The following is a 23,024-nucleotide window of genomic DNA, read 5'->3' as shown; positions in this document are numbered from 1 at the left end:
TTGCAATTGCAACAGCAAGATTGTTTTTATTATAATATACTATTATTAACATATCAAACAAGGGAGGATTTTAAAATGACAAGACAAATAATTAAAATAGATGAAGATAAATGTATAGGCTGCAAGCAATGTGTCTCAGCCTGTCAAGAAGGGGCAATCGGCATGGTAGACGGAAAGGCCAAACTGCTTCGTGATGATTATTGTGATGGGCTAGGAAACTGCTTACCGGTCTGCCCAACCAATGCTATAAGTTTTGAGGAAAGGGAAGCATCAGCATTTGCTGAAGATACTACAAAGAAAAAAGATGAAAACAAACGATCAGAAAACTTAGCCTGTGGCTGTCCAGGTACTCACTCTAAAACTCTTAAGCGTGGAAGTATTAGTGAAACTAAAGAGGAAGATTCTACTTTAGTACAAAACCAATTAAATCAGTGGCCAGTACAAATCAAACTTGTTCCACCAAACGCTCCTTATTTTGAGGATGCTCACCTTTTGATTGCCGCAGATTGTACAGCATTTGCATATGGCAATTTCCATAAGAAATTCATGAAAAACAAAATAACACTAATTGGCTGTCCAAAGCTTGATGAAGGAGATTACAGCGAAAAAATTACTACTATCCTTAGATCTAATAATATAAAATCCATAACTGTAGCAAAAATGGTAGTCCCTTGCTGTGGCGGAATTGAAAGTGAAGTTAAAACAGCACTTAAAAATAGCGAAAAACTCATTCCTTGGCAGATTGTTACAATTTCAACGGACGGTAAAATTATAGACTTCTAAGATAAACACTTGAGGGCTAAAGCTAAATAAGTATATTTCAGTCCCTTGTTACCATGGTCCTGAAGGGAAAAAATCCTAAGCTTTTTTCAGCTTAGGATTATATTTATTTAATACCATTTGGTGGATTAGTCTGTATCCTTTAGTCGCTCTTTTATGAAAGCAGGCACCTCTTCTGGCAAGATATTCAAAGCTACTGCTAGCTCTTGGTTTAGAATTTTTTCAGCATTTTCCATGGCATCTTCGTCGGACTTCATTATCGTTTTTCCAAGTTCATTTCTTTCTTGCTTGTGTAGATATATCGTCTTAATAATTCTCGCCCATTCCTCAGTTTTTCCTGATTTAAGTGCTTCTTTAAAATTTCCACTTCTTTCTCTATTATTATTTAGCCAAACTGTTTCCTCTTCTGGCATAGATGTGATTAAGGCCAAGGCTTCATCCTTTGTAATGACGTTTCTCATCATAACTTTTTTATTATTGACAGGTATTTTTGTAGTCAAGTTGTTGTTAAATACCGGTTCCATAACATAATATTCTGTATCATTTTTATTAAAATCCTTTTCCTTTCTAATATCTACAATTTTATACACACCAGAAGACTGGTATACAACGTGGTCATTAATTTTAAACATAAGTATTCTCCTTTGCTTAGAAAAAATAGTTTATTTCGCTAAAAGTATATTTCAATTTTTATATTTTGCCCAATTCCTCTGTTCATCATGCACCGTGCATGCCTGGTACCTACCTTAAAGTTAATTACAGTTTAAAAATCATTTGATAATATGTAAATAAATACCACAAAGCTGAAAATGATTTAATCTATAAAAACTCTACTTGCAGAACAACTAGAAGTACAGACCCTATTTAAGCGTACCACCTTTGTACAAATTATCCAATTGATAGTTGGATTGGCAAATAGTAATTATTATTTTCCCCACCCCTTAAAGATGTTAAAAATATTATACTAACTTACCAAATTCACACCCTCGCCCCTTATCATAAATTTAGACGCAAACTATTAGCGGTCTATCTCACATTTCCATAGTTGAGAGTCAGCAAATAACCCCCATTGTTATCAAGCTAAACGTACGTCTAAGAGTTAATTATAACACACTCTTATTTGCCTTTGGAACTAACATAGGTGGCAATTCATGCTTTAGCCTCCAAATAAAGCTTATTGGCCGCTTTCCAAAACAGAGACAAGGGGACAGGAACTTTGTCCCATTTTATTTTGGTTTTTTCCTTTACGCATCACTTTTACAAGATTCCACCTCTAATTCCCACCATGTTTCTGTACAGTAGGGTCTAAAACCTATATTGTAATAAAATTGTTGAGATGATACTACGTATACTTCTTTTGCGCCTAATTTTGCTGCCCTTAAAACTGATTCATATATAGCAGCCTTAGCAAGACCCATTTTACGATAATCTGGATCTGTTGCTACTGGCTCCACATTTGCATACTTTTCTTCTGGATGGTACCAAAGTCCACAATGGGAAGCGTAATTGCCATTTGGAGCAGCTACAGCTACTGTTATCTCAGGTGTTAGATGGGGACTACTTAACATGGTTTTTCTCCACTTAATCATCTCAGTGCTTTGATCTGGTTCTCCTTTAGAACCAAATCCACGCCACATAACATTGTTGTACTGGTGGAAATCCCAGTTGTCTGCCATACTAGTTACCGTAAATCCTTCTGGGAGCTCATAGCTCATATCATCTGTTATCTCAAGTCTTGCAACACACTGTTTGTTCTGAGTAGGTCTGAAGCCATTTTTTGCTGCCACCCTTTGAAATTCTTTATCATGATCATTAATTATGATTTTTAGTGCTCCGTTATTGGAGAGTTTATCTTTGCTGTATGAAATAATATCTTGTAACAAGAATTTGTAATTTTTATCCACTGTCACATAAACATTTCCAAAGGATAATTCAAAAGTGGCCAAAGCAACCACATTTCCATCGTCTTCCCAAAGCCCAATGAGATTTTTGGAGCTTTCATTATCTAATGGACGACTTATAAACCATGTCCATCTAGACCATTGATAATTAGGTCTCACTACTTCTTCCTTATTAACACGTTTAAGAAATTCCACCACTTTATGATAGTCACTGCCAAATCGCTCGTTATTTACATAGTTTCTAAATTTTATATTGTTCATTTGTATTCCCCCTGACGGTTTATCTTTAAAACACGTACAAAGGCCCTATCTAAGTAGCTACATATAAATAGAAAAACTGTAATTAAAGTTAATTACAGTTTAAAAATCACTTGATAATATGTAAATAAATACCACAAAGTTGAAAATGATTTTATCCTATAATACTCTACTTGCATAACAAATAGAAGTACAGACCCTATTTAGGTGTACCACCTTTGTACAAATTATCCAGTTGATAGTTGGATTAGCAAGTAGTAATTATCATTTTTCTCCACCCCTTAAGTATCTAAAAATATTATAACTAACTTACCAATCTAAGACAATATGCTTTTGTAGATTTAACAATTTGTTAATTTATAGCAATGGGGACTAATCAGGACAGAAGGGGGACAGTGTCCCTTGGTCGTATACGTAAAGTATTAGCGGTCTATCTCACATTTCCATGGTAGAGAGTCAGCAAATAACCCCCATTGTTATCAAGCTAAACGCATATCTAAAACTTAATTACAACACACTCTTATTTGCCTTTGGAACTAACATAGGTGGCAATTCATGCTTTAGCCTCCAAATAAAGTTTATTGGCCGCTTTCCATAATGTCTAACGTAACTACATGTCCCCAAAAACATAAAGGGTGCAGTATGTCCGCTCTCCTTTTTATACTCTCTGATAAATAATGCTATCTTATGACCTGTTTTATTGTGCTGTATATACCTTTGAGCAGTTTTGCTCTCTTCTGATAGCTGACTTTGACTTTGCCAGTGGAAGAGCTTTTCATTTATGGCATAGTCCTCATAGAGAGTTGAAGGTGAAAAATCCTTTTCCGATTTATTTAAAGTAATAAAGAAAATATCTAAATTTTTATCCTTAAAATGCTTTACCCCTTCTCTAAAAGCTGGGTTTGCATCTTCGTTGTATTCAGATATGTAAAAAGACAGCACCTTCCTTGCCTATATGATACACTTCAGTTGATAAACCCTGGATGTTCTGCTTTAGCTTATCGTTAATTATTTCTTCATAAATACCTTGCTTTAACATAACCATCCCCCAGTTGTTAATGTATCATTCTCCTTAAGACATTAATCTCCTTTATTTCTTGGTTAAATCGGAGATAACTACTTAAAAAAGTGTTTTTGGCAATAAGAAAATACAAAAAATGGCCAAGAAAAATGGAGCACCCCCGCTTGCGCGGGAAAGACTTAAACCTGCTTAGGTTTTGGATAATCTCCTGAGGATCACCCCCGCTTGCGCGGGAAAGACTAATCGTGGCAGCTCTTACATAGGGGTTGCCAGGGATCACCCCCGCTTGCGCGGGAAAGACAAAAATAAGTTGTTTTTCTAGGGGTTACCCATAGGATCACCCCCGCTTGCGCGGGAAAGACCCGATGCTTCGCCTTTTCTTATTTGTTTTTGGCAATAGGAAAATACAAAAAATGGCCAAGAAAAATGCAAGTACAATCCGGTTGTTAATTTTAACCTTGCTTCATTAACGCATGCTTCTTTCTGTGGCTTTCTCTATCGAAAAATAATAAGTGTGAATGATGAACTAATCGGTCAATTATTGCTACTGTTAACTTCTCGTCAAACAAGAAATTTTTCCAGTGGTTAAACTCCATATTAGTAGTAATTATGATGCTTTTTCGTTCATAGCAAAGACTGATAACTTCAAATAAAAGCCTAGCTCCCTCTTGATGTAGAGGCAAATAGCCCCATTCGTCTAATATTAATAAGTCAGCTTTTTCTATCTTCTTCATTAACTTTTCATGAGAATGTTCTTCTTTAGCCTTCACTAATTCGTTAATCAGGGAGTGTACTGTGTAAAACAGAACAGACTTCTGAGTATTGATTGCCATGGTTCCAAGAGCAATACCTAAATGCGTTTTACCAGCGCCAGGTCCACCATAAAAGATTAGATTCTCCTTGTTTTCAATAAAGTTAAGTCCTTTTAACTGTTCTATTGTTAGCTTTTCAGGGAAAATAATATCTGTAAAGTCATAGCCATTTAAGGTTTTTACTACTGGAAATTTAGCAGCTTTCAATTTCCTTTCTCGGCTTCTTTCTAATCTTTCTTTATACAGCTCTTCAAGTAAATCCATTAAAAATTGTTCTTTAGATCTAAACTCAAGTCCGTCACATATATCCATTAGCGAATTGGATATGCTCAGTTTTTTTTGGTAAAATTTAATTTTATCTATCATCTCTCATTCCTCCCATAAGTGAGTTGTAGGATTCTGCACTGATGTCATAGTCTGGGAGGCGAGGTAAAGCAGGGGGTGAATGATTTTGGTGGTAAACGGAGACATCCTCTGTAAGACGGTAGTAAGTTGTCCATAAAGCAGCAGTTTCTTTAACAGATTTCCTTATGTTTTCAGCTAAAACCTTCTCCGCAAATGCCATATCTTTTTCAAGTAAGCACATTTTTAAAAACTTTAGACTTTGTTTTAAATCCTCATTATCCATTTCATTTGTATATGACTTCCAATTATCCGGAAGTAAAGAGTAAAACCCTGAATATTTTAATGCTCTTGGTCTTGCTGCGATAACGTCGATAAAGTCCATCCAATGTGTAGATTTTTTGCCCTTTTCAAAAAGCCTGTTATGCCTTGTTATCTCACGATAGTCTTTATCATAAATCACCAACTCGTTAGCAAGAATTTTTACCCATACATAACTGCCTACATACTTAGGCGAAACAGAGTAGGAGCAATGATCATTAATTATATACCCTAGTTTATTGACCCTTCTCTTTTCAAATCTCCCATAGTCAAAGTCTATCTTAGTTGTGGTCTTCATAAGCTCAGTCTCTTTTATAAATATCTCATTTATTGTCCCTGGTTCTTTGTAATGACTTCTCTGATTATCCTCGAAACATCGATTAAGCAGGTCAAAATTGTACTTTTCTAAGTCACTGATTTCTGGTTCTGGCACAAAAAGGTTTTTTCGAAAGTAACCTACTTTTTTTACAACATTACTCTTTTCGTTGCCACTATCAGGGTTGCAAAACAGTGGTTCAAAGCCATAATGGAGGGCTAGTCGTGCAAATCTCTCTGTCATAACTGGCTGCCCTTTAGAGTCTTTTTTTCTAATACAAGCAGCTGCCATTTGGTCAAACCATATTTTGTTTGGAGTGAAGCTAATATATTTGAATATGTTAATCAAAGCTTCACATAAAGCCTCCATGGTCTCACTACGAGTAACTTGGCAAAACCCAGCATTGCTTTTAGGGAAGGAAAGTACTAACTCATGGGCTTTTTTCTTAGTGCCATTTTCGACAATATATATTTCTCCAAAATCAACTTGAGCCTCTCCACCAGGGTGATCTAGACCAAGATGACAATCGTCAGTGTTGTAGACCTTTTGCTTTTCTTCTTTTACTAAAGTTCGCATTGTCCGCTCAGAAATCAGACACTTATCAGGACGTTCTACCTTTAATCTCTCATGTATTTTCTTGGCAGTATGTCGATATTTCTTCTTTTTATCCTTATCTTCTTCTAGTATTTCTCTGACATAGGGTCTGATCAAGTCCGATTTTGTTGGACCGGATTTTTTCTTAGGCTTTACATTAAAATCTTCTTTTTCTAAGTACTTTTTAATTGTGCGATAATTATGACCCGTACGTCGTTCTATTTCAGAATAACTTAGGCCTTTCTCAAAATACATTTTTCGTATATAATTTAATTGAGTAATTGTCAGCACATCCTTTCCCCCTTTTAAGTTGTGGTCACTTAAAAGGATATATTGATTGGATTGTACTGGCAATTACTTTTTGTATTTTTGACGGCCATTTATTGTATTTTTACTTTACCATAAACACTTATTTCCTGCTCTAGGATCACCCCCGCTTGCGCGGGAAAGACTTTCGAGTGCTGGAATAACGGTGTTCTCAACTAGGATCACCCCCGCTTGCGCGGGAAAGACGCCTTTTCAGCGATGTCCGTACTCTTTTTTTTAGGATCACCCCCGCTTGCGCGGGAAAGACCTTTCGTTCTCTACAAGGTAATATTGTCCGTTAGGATCACCCCCGCTTGCGCGGGAAAGACTCACATAAGGAGGTGTAAACCTTGCTGAACAAGGGATCACCCCCGCTTGCGCGGGAAAGACCTCCAACCTTTAAAAGAGTAAACAAGCCTTTTAGGATCACCCCCGCTTGCGCGGGAAAGACTTTTTACCTTTAATTCCACTCCATCTTCAGTTAGGATCACCCCCGCTTGCGCGGGAAAGACTTGTAAGTGATCATGGAAACTTCACAAAGTGGAGGATCACCCCCGCTTGCGCGGGAAAGACTCTCTTTCGCCCGCCTTACCTTTTTTGATACTAGGATCACCCCCGCTTGCGCGGGAAAGACTGGTAGAACATACAAGGGAAGCTCTTTTATGGAGGATCACCCCCGCTTGCGCGGGAAAGACTTTTGATGTAAAGGAAGTGGCAGATTGAACATGGGATCACCCCCGCTTGCGCGGGAAAGACGTTTTGAAATTGAAGAAAAGACCGAAAATCTTAGGATCACCCCCGCTTGCGCGGGAAAGACTAAGTCCTCTAATTTGTTAATCCCTGCAAAGTAGGATCACCCCCGCTTGCGCGGGAAAGACGCATTTCTTCTAACTCTTCTGTGCCGTTACCAAGGATCACCCCCGCTTGCGCGGGAAAGACCCATTCATGGCGTTCTAGCAGCGTATAGTGATAGGATCACCCCCGCTTGCGCGGGAAAGACATCTTCAGGCACTCGGTTTGTTCCTGTTGCTAGGGATCACCCCCGCTTGCGCGGGAAAGACACAGAGGAAGCACATGGTATGAGCCTATGGGAGGGATCACCCCCGCTTGCGCGGGAAAGACGTGGTATTTATGCGAGATGTTGAGGGAAAAAGAGGATCACCCCCGCTTGCGCGGGAAAGACTCCTTTGTTATAGTATATGTTTTATTATCTTAAGGATCACCCCCGCTTGCGCGGGAAAGACCAATCGAAACAACGTTTAAAATTATATGGGGTGGGATCACCCCCGCTTGCGCGGGAAAGACCGCTCTTGCCATCCTACACGTTCGGATATGTTGGGATCACCCCCGCTTGCGCGGGAAAGACTTACGCTCCTGACAATGTGCCTAATTGGGCGAGGGATCACCCCCGCTTGCGCGGGAAAGACCTAACATTACATATCTCATTTGTTAGCCTCCTAGGATCACCCCCGCTTGCGCGGGAAAGACATGGAACTTTGGAACTTTCGCATAATGTAACAAGGATCACCCCCGCTTGCGCGGGAAAGACTAACTGCATGTTCGTCTATAATTCTTCCATGTAGGATCACCCCCGCTTGCGCGGGAAAGACTTCTTTGTTCCCATTCGTTTAGGCGTTTCTTAAGGATCACCCCCGCTTGCGCGGGAAAGACTCCTTGTTAATAAAAAATCCAAAACTCATTTGAGGATCACCCCCGCTTGCGCGGGAAAGACTAATTAAAGTAGCTAGAGAAACTGTTGAAAACAGGATCACCCCCGCTTGCGCGGGAAAGACAAGGTTTACAAGGGGAAAAACTTTAGGTTTAGAGGATCACCCCCGCTTGCGCGGGAAAGACACTCTCCGGTTGTAAAAGCAAACCAAGCAGTGAGGATCACCCCCGCTTGCGCGGGAAAGACTGCAAGTAAGAAAAGAAGATGATATAGAAAGTGGGATCACCCCCGCTTGCGCGGGAAAGACCCCATGGTGCATTAATCATTCTTTTCATACGTAGGATCACCCCCGCTTGCGCGGGAAAGACATGTTCGTAGTTAATACAGATGACTTACAAAAGGGATCACCCCCGCTTGCGCGGGAAAGACTCCGCTACATGATTTTTTTGATTTTCGGGAATGGGATCACCCCCGCTTGCGCGGGAAAGACCAATGGGAAAATGGTAAGGTTAAAGCTGGAACGGGATCACCCCCGCTTGCGCGGGAAAGACGATTATCTGAGTTTGGACGTGATTGGTTTGATGGGATCACCCCCGCTTGCGCGGGAAAGACTCTATGTAATGTTACTTTTGATAACAGACTCTATGGATCACCCCCGCTTGCGCGGGAAAGACAAGGAGTGGTAAAGAATGCTAACAATCAGCGAAGGATCACCCCCGCTTGCGCGGGAAAGACGGAAATATTCTACTTTTTTCCACACCTGAATTAGGATCACCCCCGCTTGCGCGGGAAAGACTATTAATTTTGTCAATTAACTTTGTATCACTTGGGATCACCCCCGCTTGCGCGGGAAAGACTCCATAATAGCTTCTACCTTTGTCATTAGCTCAGGATCACCCCCGCTTGCGCGGGAAAGACCCTTAAACGTTTGCTTCTTGTCATTGAATACTAGGATCACCCCCGCTTGCGCGGGAAAGACGTTTAAAATTCCTATTTTACTTTAATACTTCCAGGATCACCCCCGCTTGCGCGGGAAAGACAAACCCTGAAAAGTGGGAAAAAGAATTACCAGGGGATCACCCCCGCTTGCGCGGGAAAGACTTATATTATATTGATAATAGCAGTGGAAATTTAGGATCACCCCCGCTTGCGCGGGAAAGACCATTCTAAAACCTCCTTTCCCTTTGGTTTAAAAGGATCACCCCCGCTTGCGCGGGAAAGACACTTAAAGATCCCTTTAATAATGGTATTCTTTATTTATCTTTTTTAAAAACTTGTTCACTTTGGTCGATAATTGATAAATAAGTTTGGCATCTGCTAAAGCTCTGTGAGGCACTCTATCCCTTATTTTATAAGCTGACAAAACAGTATCTAGTTTATAGTTTTTAAGATTAATTTTTTCTCTTTTGACAAACTTATTCAAATCAAAAACCTTATTAGTTAGAATTTGCATGTTTGATTCACTTAATGTCCTATTTAAAAAGCGAAGATCAAAATCTACTTCAAATCCAACTAAATCGAAGTCCTCTATAAAATCAATAAATTCCTTTAATGCTCGCTCCATTGATATACCTTCTTTTTCTAACAACTTCTGAGTTATGCCGGTAAGTTCGGTAATTTCTGCTGGTATATTTTTTTCGTATTTGATCAGCCGCTGAAAGTGCGAAATTTTATCACCTTCAGCCTTAACTGCCCCAATTTCAATGATTTGATTTTCTTTATATTTCAAGCCATCTGTCTCTATATCAATTACTACATAATTAAGACTTTCTATTGGACCCTTTGCTTTTGGAGCAAATTTCTTTGCTTTCCTAAATTTTGCTGCATTACTATACCCCTTCTTACGTTCAGTTTCTTCTATAAGTTGGTTTATTTTAGGTAATGCTACTAATGGGATGCCATCATATTCAACAACTCGTCGCTGAGCATTTATCGTTTCAAAATGATACCCTATTTCATTTTGAATAGCATAGCTCATTGTGGCTTCACCAGTACTAGAACTTTGTACAACTCGATCCCAAAGTTGTGCGCGAATTTTCGTATTAAAGTTTCCTACATAAACACCGGTTGCAATCTCTTGCATCCATTTGCTTAAGTCACCCCGAAGTGAAGGCGGAACCTTTTTCAAAGTGATTACAGTAAGTGGCATCGTTAAGTCACCTCTTTATAACTAACTCCATGTTTAACAAGTTCTTCTTTATCATCCCATAGATTAATGGTATCTATTGTTATCTCTTCATCAACCTTTACATCCATAAGATGTTGCAAATCCTTAACTATAGTTTTTATAATTTTCCCATCGACAAAAGCATCACGGACTCTTAATCGAGTTTTCCGCCCAATATCATCATCTGGTTGAGAAGTTGCTGCCACTTCAAAAGCAATAGGTATGGTAATGTCAGCCTTGTAAAGGTCTGCTACATCATAGACAAATGACAAGTCGTGTCCGGTATGTATATAACCAAGACCAGCTGACATGCCTAAAGCTACTATAACGCTATAAACTAATCCATATAAGGAAACATGAGCCGCTGATAATGCTTGATTAACTGGTGACCCTGATTCAAAGTCATCAGGGTCATACTCTCTTTTATCCCATTTTACATTATGAAGTTTAGATTGAGTGCGATAAATTTTTCTTATCCTAGCACCTTCTCGCCCTCGCAACTGTTGCATAGTCAGACTTGATACGTCCTCATTAGGAAATCGCATTTGGTACATTTTTCTAGCGACATCAAGTCTTAACCGTGTATTAGACACTAATTTAGCTTGTTTTACTAATAATTTACTAGAATGAGCAAGGGCTCTCCCATGAGCATAATGTCTAACACCTCGTTCGCCAACCCATACTATACTTGTTCCCATATCCCCAATCAATTCTACTGCTCGATGGGTAATATCCGTTCCAGGACCTAAAAGAAGTACGCCTACCATGGCAGCTGGAATGCGGATAAAGCCACGACTATCAGCAACAGTAATTGCACTGTCCTGTCGATTAACCTTTGCATGTTCAACGTAAATAAAAGTTACTCGATCCCCTATTCTTGGTAACTCGTTAAGTACTGCCTTTTTAGCTCCACTTTGCTTTTTCATAGGCTACACCTCTGGAATAACAGTCATCATGCCAAATCCATATGCTTTTTTCTTGCCAAACCCCTTTGTTAATGTATTTCTAAAAATCTCCACATCGCCAATTGTCAGTACACCTTCATATGTCGCCTTACTTAACCGTAGGCTTTTTTTATGTGATTTTTTCAAAATTTCAAAACTTCTCTCTGAAATATAGAAATCTCCTTCATCTAAAATAAACCCATTTTTTTCTCCTCGTGCTAGTAAATAATTTATTTGATCCTGTTCTGATATGCATGGCAAGACACGACCTCTCTTATTTGAACCATTAGACAATGAAATGGTTGGATTGAGGGTTGTCTTAAATCGCGCTTTCATACCATTTTCCAAATTGTTTAAGAAACTATCATATGGTTTTGTGCGAGCGCTATCTTCAATACCATATGTTTCTAATAAATGTAGATCAGGCTTGTCTTCACTTACAATTAATAAATACCGTTTTCCACGTAATTGATCGATTCGCCACAACTTTCTAGATCTGATTTCAGTGGAAATTTCATTTGGAAAGCTTTTTTCCACCCAATTATGATAGGCTCCCAAATGTGTCAAGTCTCGTATTTTCCGACGATTATTCGTATCTATTTCTACCCGAGATAAATACATGTTAACCTCCTATCGAGTCAAAGGCGTTGTGTTCTTCCACATTATCTAAACTCGTTTCATTATTTGTGTTGACAGATATTTCAATTCTCCTTTCTCCTCTATAACCAAACTCACGGTTTCTTTGAGAAAATGATTTAACTCTATCATGCCGCGTTCGAGTGGCCCCTTCTGTTAATAAGTCGGAATCTACATAAGCTGTCAGGGTGCTTGAATTTGATCTTTGATACCAGTTTGCCGCTTGCCAATCTATTTTTTTTAGGCTCTCCTCTATGTCAGTTTTGGTACTCCCTAAAAAGAAGTCTGCTGCTAAAGGTGCAGATCTTCTCCCCAAAAATTGTTGAAAATAGGGACGCTTCAAACCTTCCTCTATCATGTTCATAAATTGATGATTTTTATGTCCAACTGCAACAACAAATACAGCATCTTCTAAATAATAACGATTTGTTACATAAGTACGCTCTAGTTCACCGTTTTTTTTGTATTTTTTTGCTATTTGATAGTCCTGTATAGATACTCCAGTTTGATCAATACGTACACCAAAGTTTAAATCATTTAATTTTTGAATGTTTTGAGTTTCCTCTCGACGATACCCTAAACTTGCTGCAATCATCCCTATAACAGCACTTTTTGAAGGGTAGCGATCCGTTTGTCTTGTCTCAAAGTGGGAAGTTGTTCCCCATGACTGCAATGGCCCAGAAAACTTCAATAAAATGGTTTTCATATTACTCATCCTGTTCATCATTAAATAGTTTGTTTACTCTAACAGCAAAGCTCTCTAGTAGATCCCTTAAACTCTCTTTTTCGAGGCCGTCTTCTGATAACTTGTCAAACTCATCTACTGTAATGTAGAGTGTAAATTCCGGTTTGTCTACAAATTTTTCAACTTTCCTTAGTTCATCAAATAGCTTTTTAATCGACTCTGAGACGTTTCCATATGAGGAATTCACCGGTTTTTCAAAAGCAGTTATTAAGTTAACTGGTCGATCAGTCCGCAGGCTCACTACTAAAGCTTGGGGTAAGGTTTGGTTAGCATAAGAGTTTACCTTCCCAGTTGGCAGTGAATTAGAGAAGGATTCTATAAATAATTTTAAGGTATTCAAAGCAGCCTCTTTACTATCGAGTTGTTTTATCAATTCATGAACAGCTACGTTCCCATAACGATACAATGTTGAAGAGTTGAATTCTAGTGTGCCTAACATCCCTGCTCCCGCATTATCCTCCGGTGCTAAATCGTCTAATGCTGTATAAAAATCAAATTCAGTTTGAACTGCGTGTGTAGAAATCGCATGAGCAATCTGAGAAGAAGCATCTTCATTTAATGTAGGATCGTCTGCTACCATTCTCCCAAATAAAGCAATATCAACTGCTGGATTATCTTTTAGAATTTGTTGCAACTCTTTTTTATCTTCATTTCCATTGATAGCAGCTTCTGCTAATTTTTTAGCCTGCGTGTCCCCAAGGAAGAACAGAGCCTTAGCTCGGTGGTCTTTTGTCTTAATTTTGGCTGCATTCAAAACTTTTTCAGCTAGGTTCATAGCCTCCTCATTATCCATAGAAGAATCAATTGCTTGGATTTTTTCTGCGACATATTTTACTATTTCCAAAGTTCGAATACCGACATTGGTTTCCGCACTATTCTCATGAAAATAAGTGCGCATAGCCCTTTTCCACGATTGCGAACTTACTCGTGCCCTACGTACGCCTCCATATTGAGCAGTTTTAGGACTTCCAGTGTCATCCCGATTAATATTTGAAGGCGGCACTGTTTGAATGGCATGAATATCTAAAAATAAACGTTGATTAGTCATTACTCACATCTCCTTTTTCTGTATTTTCTAATTTACTATAATAGGCTTTTGCCCAACTTAAACGCACATTTTCCTCTTGATTTCTTAAGTACCAATATAAGTCATTTGCTAATCTTGCATAAACTATTTTTTCATTTTGTTTTTTGGCTTTTAAAATTCTAACAAGTTGTCTAAGATGATGAATTAATTCTTCAAAAGTAGTGGATGTTATCATTGTATTGAATCTGCTATCGATAGCTATGGTGTCTTCTCCATTTCTTAATGCTTTTAATGATATGCCGATATTGTTCCACTTTTCTTTTTCACTTCTTTTATTGACATTTACACTTTGTCCTTGCTGATGTAAGGCATAAATTTGCAAGGTCGTTAAAATCGCTTTTTCTTCGCTAGTCAACTTACCATTTTTACTCAAAAAATGCTCTGGCATTTGTTCAAATACGATCGGCCATACATCAATCGTTTCACTGAGTGGCCGACCTATAGAATTTCGCAAATTAGCTAAGGCGGCTTTACCAGAGCTATAATCACGAATTTCTTCTAACCGCCCAAGTATTCTTCCAGTAACGGTAAAAACATTGTCTTTGTCTAAAACGTGCTCTTTCATTGGAATCCTCCTTTTCTTCTATTGTTTATTTAAAAAATATTTAAATTTATTGTATGCTGTAATAATATTTGCCCCGTTGTTTTTTTGATCTTCAGATTTTATGCCTATATAATCTCTGTATGTTGCATTTTCCAAAACCTTTTCCGCGTGGTCATCCACTATTTGATCTAGAGAGTTGTACCATTGAGAAATTTTCTCTCTTTTAGAATCAGCCGGCTTTATTGAAGAAAGCCATTCCCTAAACGGTTGATCAATTGCATAGTATAAATCTTCCACCCCCCTATTAACAAACTGATGATTTGAATCAAGCTTTCTAATATTTCGAACATCTACCAAAAACCTTCGATAAGTCTCCCCAACAACCTCTTTTGTACGGTCAACCGCTTCATTAATTCGTATTAACCAGCCATCATCTGCTGAATCAGTTATTAATAAGTCATTGATTTTTAAAGAATCGTAAATTTCATCTACAGGCACCCAGGATGTTGCATTTCCATCATCTTTCATGCTGACAGATTCTATAGTTATATCAAAGTTATTTATGCTCTCGCTGATATTATCTATCCAATTCATAATGCTTGGACGTTCTTGATCTTCTTCGTAGGAATTCGGTAGGGTAATTAACCCAAAAGATCTCCACATGGACTGTCCCGCTTGATGTTTTCTTGGTGTATGTTTGCCCTTGTTTTCACCACTTTTGTTGTAGCGCCAAATGGTCATCGGTTCTAAAAACTGATCCTGGTGTTCGATATCAGGCAACTTTACAATATTAAAAGAAAAAGCTTTGCTTATATCTGTTTCAAGGTCGATATAGATTGCTCTGCTCCAATTTGTATATAATTCAGCAATATTATTTACCTTGTTAATTGAAAAGGAGCGATCAACTATTTCTTGACTGCTGTATTCCCAACATGGTTTTTGTTTATATTCTATGTGTTCGCTTTTAGGATGGACAAGTACAAGATTTAATAATAAGGTTTCAAATAAATTGTTGCCTTTTAAAAAGACTCCTCCAATATCAAACAACCATCCTTTAGAAGCTCTATATTTTTCTTTTCCGAAGATCACTTTATCTGACAACCCCGAATATCCCTGAAAAGTTACCAACCAACGGGCAATCTCAGGTGCAGTCAATATCTCTTTGTTTGAACCATGCTTAGGTGAAAATAAAGCTATTTTATTTCCACTTTCTGAAACTAAGCGGTTTATCGTTTTGCCGGAAACGGAACTTGCCTTTTTTTTACTAATTTTATCTGGTGCAATGACTGCTTCTGTTACTTGATAAAATGGAAATTTATCATCAAACAGATAAAAGCGATCATGCCAAGTATTTAAATATTGATAAATGATATCTTTAAATTCTTTGTTTTGCCACATTTCATTCCAAGTTCTGTATAAATCTTCCGAATAATCTTCTACATCCTCTTCATCTATAGTGGAAATTTGCCGCAAACGATCATCTATTTCAAAATAATGATAGGGCTGACCATCTGCATCAAATCTAGAAAACACGGTATGCAAGATCGCTAGTAACAATCGGAGAATCGCAAAGTTCTGAGTTGGCGAATCACCAGCTAAGTCTTTATATCGCCCGGCGTTTTGAAATAAATCGATTAGAGAAACTTCTTTTGTAGTCCCTTTTTCATCCGTTAAAACAGATATCCAAGGTTCTTCAATCAAGTTAAACTTTCCCATTTTCTCACTCCTTCTCGTAAGTTAGACCATACTTTGTATCATAAGTTAACAAATAGCCATTTAAACGATATTGATTATGTTCATCAAACACTATTCCAAGTGTTCCTCGCAGCCATAAATTATCCTGCCATTCTCTAAGGTGTTTTAAATTTTCGGTTTCTAAATCCTTAATTGTTGTATCTATTTTTTGGGGAGAGCTTAAAGCATATGGCAACCTTAGAGTCTGCTGAGCAATTTCTTTTGAAGTTTCAAAATTATCTATTTGGTTAGATAGGTTTACTCCTTTTCCAAATATCCCATAGCCATTCTCTGTTTTCTTAAGAGCAATAACTTCAATCGTTTCATTACTATCGCGAACTTGCGCATAAGCGTGCTCCTCCCCTTGATCTTTTACACTTAAATTTAACCATCCAATTAAGGTTTTTTTGCGACTTGTTTTTTGAGCAGGGCGATCAATTCTAAATTTTTTAGCTTTCAGCTCTTTCTTTTTAAGCAAATCTTCATTATCCTGTTTCATTTTGTTATATTTGTCTTGCAATTCTGTTTGAATCTCAATTTCACCACTTCCGTACACTTTTTGTACTAAAGGAGATATGTCATTGGGCAACATTAAGGAATTACTTAAAAAATACTGCGTTCGAGCCAACAAATATCCACCATATACATGTTTTGCCCCTTCCTCAAATTCTAATTGTTCACTAGCCCCTATTATATATAAACAGGGTTTTTCGTGGTATGTCGGGCGAATAATTTTGTGACGGTGAAGTCTCCCAACGCGTTGGAGTAAAAGATCCATTGGTGCAAGGTCACTGATTAAAACATCAAAGTCTATATCTAAGGACTGTTCAATTACTTGAGTACCTATAATAATCTTTTGTTTCGGACGTTCTGCACCTTTTCCAATCATGTTTATAAGATTATTTTCTTTTTTCACTCGGTCTTGCGCAATAAAGTTCGAATGCAACAATTCAACTTTATCATCACCATATTTAGCAACACAGTATTTAGCCAATTTTTGCGCTCTCTTTACGGTATTGACGGTAATCCCAATAATTCCATTATGCTCACTTAGATTATCAATCAATTGATAGAAATCTTTTTCAGCAACTTTTTCGACTGTCACTACTTGGTTTTCGGTTTTTTCAAAATCTAAGACCTGTTTGACTTGATCGCCGTCGGTATACGTAATCAAAGGATATGCATCCGTTTGAAATACTTTTTCTTGATTTTGATTTTTATTTATTCTACTTCCTTTCCCCCGGATATAACTATCAATTAACTTTTTTCTCATATCAGCAGCTAATGTAGCAGATAAGACGATAACGGGTACGCCATAAGCTCCCATCCACTGTAATGCCCTCTGTAAATACTGCCCCATATACACATCGTAGGAATGAACTTCATCAATAACCACTATCTTTTTGGAAAAACCTAGGTGTCTTAAAGATAAATGTTTTTGTTTTAAAGCAAGCAACAAAAATTGGTCAACTGTCCCTACTACAAAATCATCTAAAGCTGTTGTTTTTCTCCCTGAAAACCACTCATTTACGAAAACACTGCCATTATCTTCAGCATCTATATTTATATTTCTTGCCAAACTAGTGAACTCTTCATTTAATGCCGCTTTTCCATGCGCTAAGCGAATGGGCAAGTTATCGCCAAGTTCTTCTTGAATACTTTTCAACCATACATTTATTCTTGGGAAGATGCCGTTAGATGTTGCTTGCGTGGGTAAGCCAAAAAAAAGTCCACTGCGACCAGTTTTTCTCGCTAACTGCTCTACTCCAACCAGTGCCGCTTCAGTTTTGCCAATTCCCATTGGGGCCTCCAAAACATAGATTCCAGGATCATCCGATTGCTCAATCACATCTGATAAGGATTGTTGCACATTGCGAGGCTCATCAAAACGAAAGCGCTTAGCGTATAGCTCCTTAGGATCGGAGTAATAGTTCGCTTCCCACTGATAGCTTTTAAACCATTTTTTCCAACCATTTAAAAATCTAGTTTCTTGGTCCTCTACTTCCATGTCATCAATTTCAATAAGGGGAAAGTAGTCTTCATTACTTGCAATCCAATCTGCCATAATTAGCAGTCCTGATAAGATAGCTTGACCCGATTGAGACACTTTAGGTAAGTCTTGTGGACTTGAAAACCCTGATACCTCAAGTGCCCATTGAATCAAATCATCTTGTGAGCTTTTCCATTTTTGGTAAATATTTTTATTTGATGATTCCTCTTGGAAGTAATTTTCTGTATAAGCTGATTGATTTTCATATTGTTTTTTATAATCAATCGGTTTACCATGGTGCGCCCCAATAATTGTTCCAATGTCATCACCAAACCCACGCCAAGACAGCATAGCTTGTCCTGCAAGAGCATGCGGACTCTCCTTTGAGGAGGGAAGACAAAACCGAGAAATTCCAATAAAGCCTCCTTTTTCTAACCGTTCTAATAGTCGAAGATCCAATTCATAAGGGAAGCCTTTTTTAATTTGAAAAACGACACTATTCTTGCCACAATCGTGTACGGCTGCCAAAAATTGAACAAGTTGCTTAGCGATTGCTTCACTTGGTTCACTTAATGAGTCGATAATAAGCTGTCGTTGCCCGTTGTTTAGCCACAACTCCCATAGCCTTTCAGAGACACGAAGGGTATCTTCTAAGTGTTGGTTTAAAGGCAACCAGAAATATCTTCCATACTTTTCACTCTTCTTCGCCCATAAATACGGATTAACAGTTGGTATAAGATCACCTCATTATTTTTATGACTTTTATAGATAAGATATAAGCTTGATAATTACTGGAGTTTGAAAACGTAATTCAAATTTAACAAACCCCTATGTGTCGGGATAGTTGCCGCATAGAAAATAATGCAATGATAAAGTTACGATACTAAACCTAAAGGAGTTAAAACTTTAAACGCTTGTGTTATCAACATCTGTTGTCGATTTTTTTATCTATTTTAAGGCGGGAGTTTTACGGGCGGTTATCTGAGATAAATCCATGTAATTCTAAGCCGCAATCACGAAATTGTGTCCAAAAAAACTGAGAACCCTCTTTTTTTATACCCCCTTTTTCTTTGGAACAAATTAGAAGTTAATTAAAGTAATTCTACACAAGGAAATCTTTTCCTGCCTTATTCTGAGAACATTATAATATAAACTTTTGACAACATTATGTCACAAAAAAATATTTTTTTATTTTTTTATTTTTCACAGGACATCACTTTAGACTGTGTTGACATGATTAGTATGATAGGATCTAAAATAGCTGCATGTTTTGTTGCTATCTATTCAAAGATGCGACTCTTCCCTATCAAGTTATATACTAGGGAAATTTCTTTCGTTGCTCTAACCATATCTACAGTACCATCCTCTTTTGTGTGTTTTTCTATTATTGCTTTTATCCATTACATTTCTTCATTCCTCCTATAGTATCCATAGCATCTTTATATCCCCCTTCCTAGAAGCAGAAACAAGAGGTCTTTGGTTTTTGCCTTAACGCATCACTTTTACATGACTCATCTCGGGACAGAAGGGACAGGAACTTTGTCCCACTGGAGAACGTATTACAAGTATTCCAGTCCCTTTGTCCCTTGGCGGAGACGAAAAAAACTCCTAAGCTGAAAACAGCTTAGGAGTTATGTATTTTCATATTGGTTATTTTGGTGGAGGCGGGGGGAGTTGAACCCCCGTCCGGAAGTACTACCAGCGTGGTCTCTCCGAGCACAGTCTTTGCTTTGGTGTTCGTCTTTACGGACTTCCAAAGACAGAAATTCCGTAAAAACTAGCTTCTAGGTTTTCCCGCTAAGGGCGAAGCAAGCCTTAGTGGGTAGTCTGTTAAGTTTGACACCTCATATTAGATCCACAGACAAGATCTAAAAGAGATGGCTGCGTTATTTACGCAGCAAATGCTAAATTATTATCGTTAGCGTTTAATTTAAAGGTTCCAGTTTTTTACGAGGCCCTGGCCCTCGGCTCGCTACCCCATTGGCAACTACTCCCGTCGAAACCAGTACGCCCCCGGGATTAGTGTAACATTTATTATAACATATTATATGCTCAAAGTCTATGTCTAGACCTTTTGACGTTCTCTAAATGCTTTTTCAATCTGACGCTGGGCATCTTTTTTAGCCATGTCCTGCCTTTTATCATGCAACTTTTTACCTTTTGCTAGCGCTATCTCCATTTTTACAAGACCTCTTACAAAGTATAGCTTTGTAGGAATAAGCGATAGTCCCTTTTGTTGAGTGGCGCCGATTAGTTTTTTAATTTCTTCTTTTCGTAGCAAAAGCTTCCGTTGTCGAGTTGGGTCATGGTTAAATCTGTTTCCTTGTTCATATGGGCTAATGTGCATACCATAGACAAATACTTCGCCATTTTCTACTCGCGCAAAGGAATCTTTAAGGTTGATCTTACCTCCACGGATGGATTTAACTTCCGTTCCTTTAAGCTCAATGCCAGCTTCAAAGGTTTCCTCTATAAAATATTCATGTCGTGCTTTTTTATTTACAGCTATTGCTTTCATTCTTAAATCCCCTCCAGTTTTAAAATTCCCGTATAAAGGGGTAGACACACGGCGGGTAACCGTGTGTCCGGGTAAAGGGTTAATGGGTATAACTTTGGGGTACTTTTATAGTATCATAGGTTTTTTGCCTTTGCAAGTGTTAAACTAGTAGAAAATCGATAATTTTTTCATTTTTGTCGATTTTTGCTACTGTAACTCGAACTTTGTCACCTAGTCGGTATCTTTTACTAGTCTTTTCTCCTACTAACGAGTAGGTTTTTTCATGATAATGATAGTAATCATCGGTCATATTGCTGATATGAACAAGACCTTCGACGGTGTTAGGTAATTCCACAAACATGCCGAAATTTGTCACACCACTTATGGTTCCTTCAAACTCATCTCCGATGTGCCCTTCCATATACTGTACTTTCTTTAAATCTACAGTCTCTCGTTCTGCTTCTTCAGCTTTTCGTTCCTGGGTAGAGGTGTGTAGACCTACATCAGGCATAGCCCTTTGTAAATGCTTTACTCTCTTTTCATTCATTTTTCCTGTTACAATCCATTTTAAAATTCTGTGTACCATCAAGTCAGGGTAACGCCTGATAGGTGAAGTAAAGTGAGTGTAAAACTTAGCTGCCAGTCCAAAGTGTCCCTTATTATCCTGGTGATATTTAGCCTGCCTCATAGATCTTAATGTCACAGTACTTATAACTCTTTGTTCTCCTTCACCTTGGATTTTTTCTAATAGTTCCGCTAAAACTTTTGGGTGAACTTTTTCAGGGGAACCCTTAAGATGGTATCCAAAGTTATGAATAAACTCGTTTAACGCAGTTATTTTTTCTGGTGCTGGTTGTTCATGAATTCTAAAGATAGCTGGTATTTCTAGCCTAGCTAGATGTTCTGCCACCGTTTCATTAGCCACCAGCATAAACTCTTCAATCAGCCTTTCTGCGATTGTTCGTTGTCTATGAACAATTTTTATTGGAAAGCCTTGGCCGTCTAACTCAACTTTTGCTTCAGGGAACTCAAAGTCGATTGCGCCGCGGTTTTTTCTTCTTTTGTTTAAAATTAAAGCCAACTCTTCTGCCTGCCTAAACTGTGGTACTAGCTCTTTATACCTCGCAATTAGTTCTTCATCTTTATCTACTAAGATTTTTTTAACGTCTGAGTATGTCATTCGTTCTTTTGAGTTAATAACTCCTTGAACTATGTCATGCTTTACTACCTTACCGTTACCGTCTATCTCCATTACTATCGACATAGTTAACCGATCTTGTCTTGGGTTTAAGCTGCATAGCCCATTTGAAAGCTTCTCAGGAAGCATAGGTATAACTCTATCAACAAGATAGACGCTAGTTGATCTCTCATATGCTTCTTTATCTAGAGCTGTCCCTTGCCTTACATAGTGAGAGACATCAGCGATGTGTACACTTAGCTCAAAATTTCCGTTATCTAGTTTTTTAACACATATTCCATCATCTAAATCTTTAGCGTCTTCCCCATCGATGGTTATTATCGGCCAATCCCTAAAGTCTTTCCTGCCTTTAAGCTCATCTTCGTGCAGATATTCTGGAACGTCCTCCACTTCCTTCATTACCTTGTTAGGAAATTTCGGATCTAGTTTATACTTTGCCATTATCGTTAGAATATCTGTACCAGGTGAGTTTTTATTACCTAACTTTTGAATAATTCTACCTTCTGGGTTGCGCCTTTTTTCCGGCCACCTAGTTATCTCTACAACTACTATTTCCTCATTTTGCGCTTTGTTAAATTCAGATTTGGGAACAAATATATCTAAGTTTATTCTACTCTCATCTGGGGTTACAAATCCAAAGTTATTGCTTTTTTCAAAGGTTCCTACAACGGTGGTATTAGCCCGTTCTAATATCCGGATTATTTCCCCCTCTCTTCTTCTTGCTCCCCCTTTATGCAGTCTTGCTACTACTTTGTCGTTGTGTAAAGCTCCACCCATGTCTTCAGGGCTGACAAAAACATCCTCTTTTTCCGGATCTGTAGATAATATAAAACCAAACCCCTTAGAATGTGCTTGGAGCCTCCCCACCACAAGGTTCATACGCTCCGGCACACCGTAGCGTTTACTCCTTGTTTGGATGATTTCGCCTTGTTTTTCCATATCACTTAGTATTTCTTTGAAAGAAGGTATATCCTTTTCGTCAAGCTGAAAACTCTCTATCAACTCATCAATGGTGAGAGGTCTGTAAGCCTCTTTTGACATATAGGTTAAAATTTTTTCTTTAATCATCTTTTTCACTCCTTTTAGTCCTTAATTGTGTATATTTTAGAAAGGATTTTCTATAATAGTAGAGAATAGTTAAAATAATGAGAATAATTTATGG

15 protein-coding genes, 1 other RNA gene, 1 pseudogene and 2 CRISPR repeat arrays are annotated in these 23,024 nt (G+C 38.0%); of the genes and pseudogenes, 1 reads left to right on the top strand and 16 read right to left on the bottom strand.

Annotation, left to right across the window (positions count from 1 at the left end; all coding sequences use genetic code 11):
• Positions 1-75 precede the first annotated feature (75 nt).
• Positions 76-783 carry a 4Fe-4S binding protein gene (locus tag PRVXH_RS03190; protein ID WP_353893867.1) on the top strand — a complete coding sequence of 236 codons (708 nt, stop codon included), beginning with the start codon at positions 76-78 and terminating at the stop codon, positions 781-783.
• 125 nt (positions 784-908) lie between these two features.
• Here PRVXH_RS03190 and PRVXH_RS03185 read toward each other — a convergent pair whose 3' ends face one another.
• The 16 genes and pseudogenes from PRVXH_RS03185 to rnr all read right to left on the bottom strand — a co-directional run bounded on the left by PRVXH_RS03185 (position 909) and on the right by rnr (position 22,930).
• The gene (locus PRVXH_RS03185) at positions 909-1,412 is read right to left on the bottom strand and encodes a CarD family transcriptional regulator (RefSeq protein ID WP_353893866.1); all 504 of its coding nucleotides are present in this window, start codon (positions 1,410-1,412) and stop codon (positions 909-911) included.
• Between the two features lie 612 nt (positions 1,413-2,024).
• Entirely contained in the window at positions 2,025-2,942 is a 918-nt protein-coding gene (locus tag PRVXH_RS03180; RefSeq protein ID WP_353893865.1) for a GNAT family N-acetyltransferase, read from the bottom strand.
• Between the two features lie 504 nt (positions 2,943-3,446).
• A pseudogene (locus PRVXH_RS03175) lies at positions 3,447-3,836 on the bottom strand (DUF3427 domain-containing protein); the annotation flags it as partial.
• A 275-nt stretch (positions 3,837-4,111) separates the two neighbouring features.
• A CRISPR array of direct repeats spans positions 4,112-4,322; the repeat unit is 28 nt; unit sequence GGATCACCCCCGCTTGCGCGGGAAAGAC.
• 90 nt (positions 4,323-4,412) lie between these two features.
• On the bottom strand, positions 4,413-5,138 hold the full coding sequence (gene istB, locus PRVXH_RS03170; protein ID WP_353893864.1) for an IS21-like element helper ATPase IstB: 726 nt from the start codon (positions 5,136-5,138) through the stop codon (positions 4,413-4,415).
• Entirely contained in the window at positions 5,128-6,636 is a 1,509-nt protein-coding gene (gene istA / locus PRVXH_RS03165) for an IS21 family transposase (protein WP_353893863.1), read from the bottom strand. The genes istB and istA overlap by 11 nt, the downstream gene beginning before the upstream one ends.
• Positions 6,637-6,769: 133 nt before the next feature.
• A CRISPR array of direct repeats spans positions 6,770-9,543; the repeat unit is 28 nt; unit sequence GGATCACCCCCGCTTGCGCGGGAAAGAC.
• Positions 9,544-9,557: 14 nt separating this feature from the next.
• Positions 9,558-10,469: a type I-E CRISPR-associated endoribonuclease Cas2e gene (cas2e, locus tag PRVXH_RS03160; protein WP_353893862.1), complete on the bottom strand. Its 912-nt coding sequence runs from the start codon at positions 10,467-10,469 to the stop codon at positions 9,558-9,560.
• A 2-nt stretch (positions 10,470-10,471) separates the two neighbouring features.
• Positions 10,472-11,413, bottom strand: a complete 942-nt coding sequence (gene cas1e / locus PRVXH_RS03155; protein WP_353893861.1) for a type I-E CRISPR-associated endonuclease Cas1e — start codon at positions 11,411-11,413, stop codon at positions 10,472-10,474.
• 3 nt (positions 11,414-11,416) lie between these two features.
• On the bottom strand, positions 11,417-12,052 hold the full coding sequence (gene cas6e / locus PRVXH_RS03150; RefSeq protein WP_353893860.1) for a type I-E CRISPR-associated protein Cas6/Cse3/CasE: 636 nt from the start codon (positions 12,050-12,052) through the stop codon (positions 11,417-11,419).
• A gap of 1 nt (position 12,053) precedes the next feature.
• A complete protein-coding gene (gene cas5e / locus PRVXH_RS03145; RefSeq protein ID WP_353893859.1) occupies positions 12,054-12,773 on the bottom strand; it encodes a type I-E CRISPR-associated protein Cas5/CasD in 720 nt (239 codons plus the stop codon).
• Between the two features lies 1 nt (position 12,774).
• Positions 12,775-13,860, bottom strand: a complete 1,086-nt coding sequence (cas7e, locus tag PRVXH_RS03140) for a type I-E CRISPR-associated protein Cas7/Cse4/CasC (RefSeq protein WP_353893858.1) — start codon at positions 13,858-13,860, stop codon at positions 12,775-12,777.
• Positions 13,853-14,464 (bottom strand): type I-E CRISPR-associated protein Cse2/CasB, encoded by a 612-nt coding sequence (gene casB / locus PRVXH_RS03135; RefSeq protein ID WP_353893857.1) that lies wholly within the window; start codon positions 14,462-14,464, stop codon positions 13,853-13,855. The genes cas7e and casB overlap by 8 nt, the downstream gene beginning before the upstream one ends.
• 18 nt (positions 14,465-14,482) lie before the next feature.
• Positions 14,483-16,159, bottom strand: a complete 1,677-nt coding sequence (locus PRVXH_RS03130; RefSeq protein ID WP_353893856.1) for a type I-E CRISPR-associated protein Cse1/CasA — start codon at positions 16,157-16,159, stop codon at positions 14,483-14,485.
• 4 nt (positions 16,160-16,163) lie between these two features.
• The gene (gene cas3, locus PRVXH_RS03125; RefSeq protein ID WP_353894534.1) at positions 16,164-18,902 is read right to left on the bottom strand and encodes a CRISPR-associated helicase Cas3'; all 2,739 of its coding nucleotides are present in this window, start codon (positions 18,900-18,902) and stop codon (positions 16,164-16,166) included.
• A gap of 921 nt (positions 18,903-19,823) precedes the next feature.
• Positions 19,824-20,182, bottom strand: a transfer-messenger RNA (tmRNA) gene (gene ssrA / locus PRVXH_RS03120).
• A 50-nt stretch (positions 20,183-20,232) separates the two neighbouring features.
• Positions 20,233-20,685, bottom strand: a complete 453-nt coding sequence (smpB, locus tag PRVXH_RS03115) for an SsrA-binding protein SmpB (RefSeq protein WP_353893855.1) — start codon at positions 20,683-20,685, stop codon at positions 20,233-20,235.
• Positions 20,686-20,824: 139 nt separating this feature from the next.
• A complete protein-coding gene (gene rnr, locus PRVXH_RS03110) occupies positions 20,825-22,930 on the bottom strand; it encodes a ribonuclease R (protein ID WP_353893854.1) in 2,106 nt (701 codons plus the stop codon).
• Positions 22,931-23,024: the final 94 nt, after the last annotated feature.

Origin of the sequence: Proteinivorax hydrogeniformans (assembly GCF_040515995.1) — a bacterium.
GTDB classification, from domain to species: Bacteria; Bacillota; Proteinivoracia; order Proteinivoracales; family Proteinivoracaceae; genus Proteinivorax; species Proteinivorax hydrogeniformans.
The sequence above is the reverse complement of the archived record's forward strand: the minus strand, read 5'-3'. Positions and strand labels throughout refer to the sequence as shown.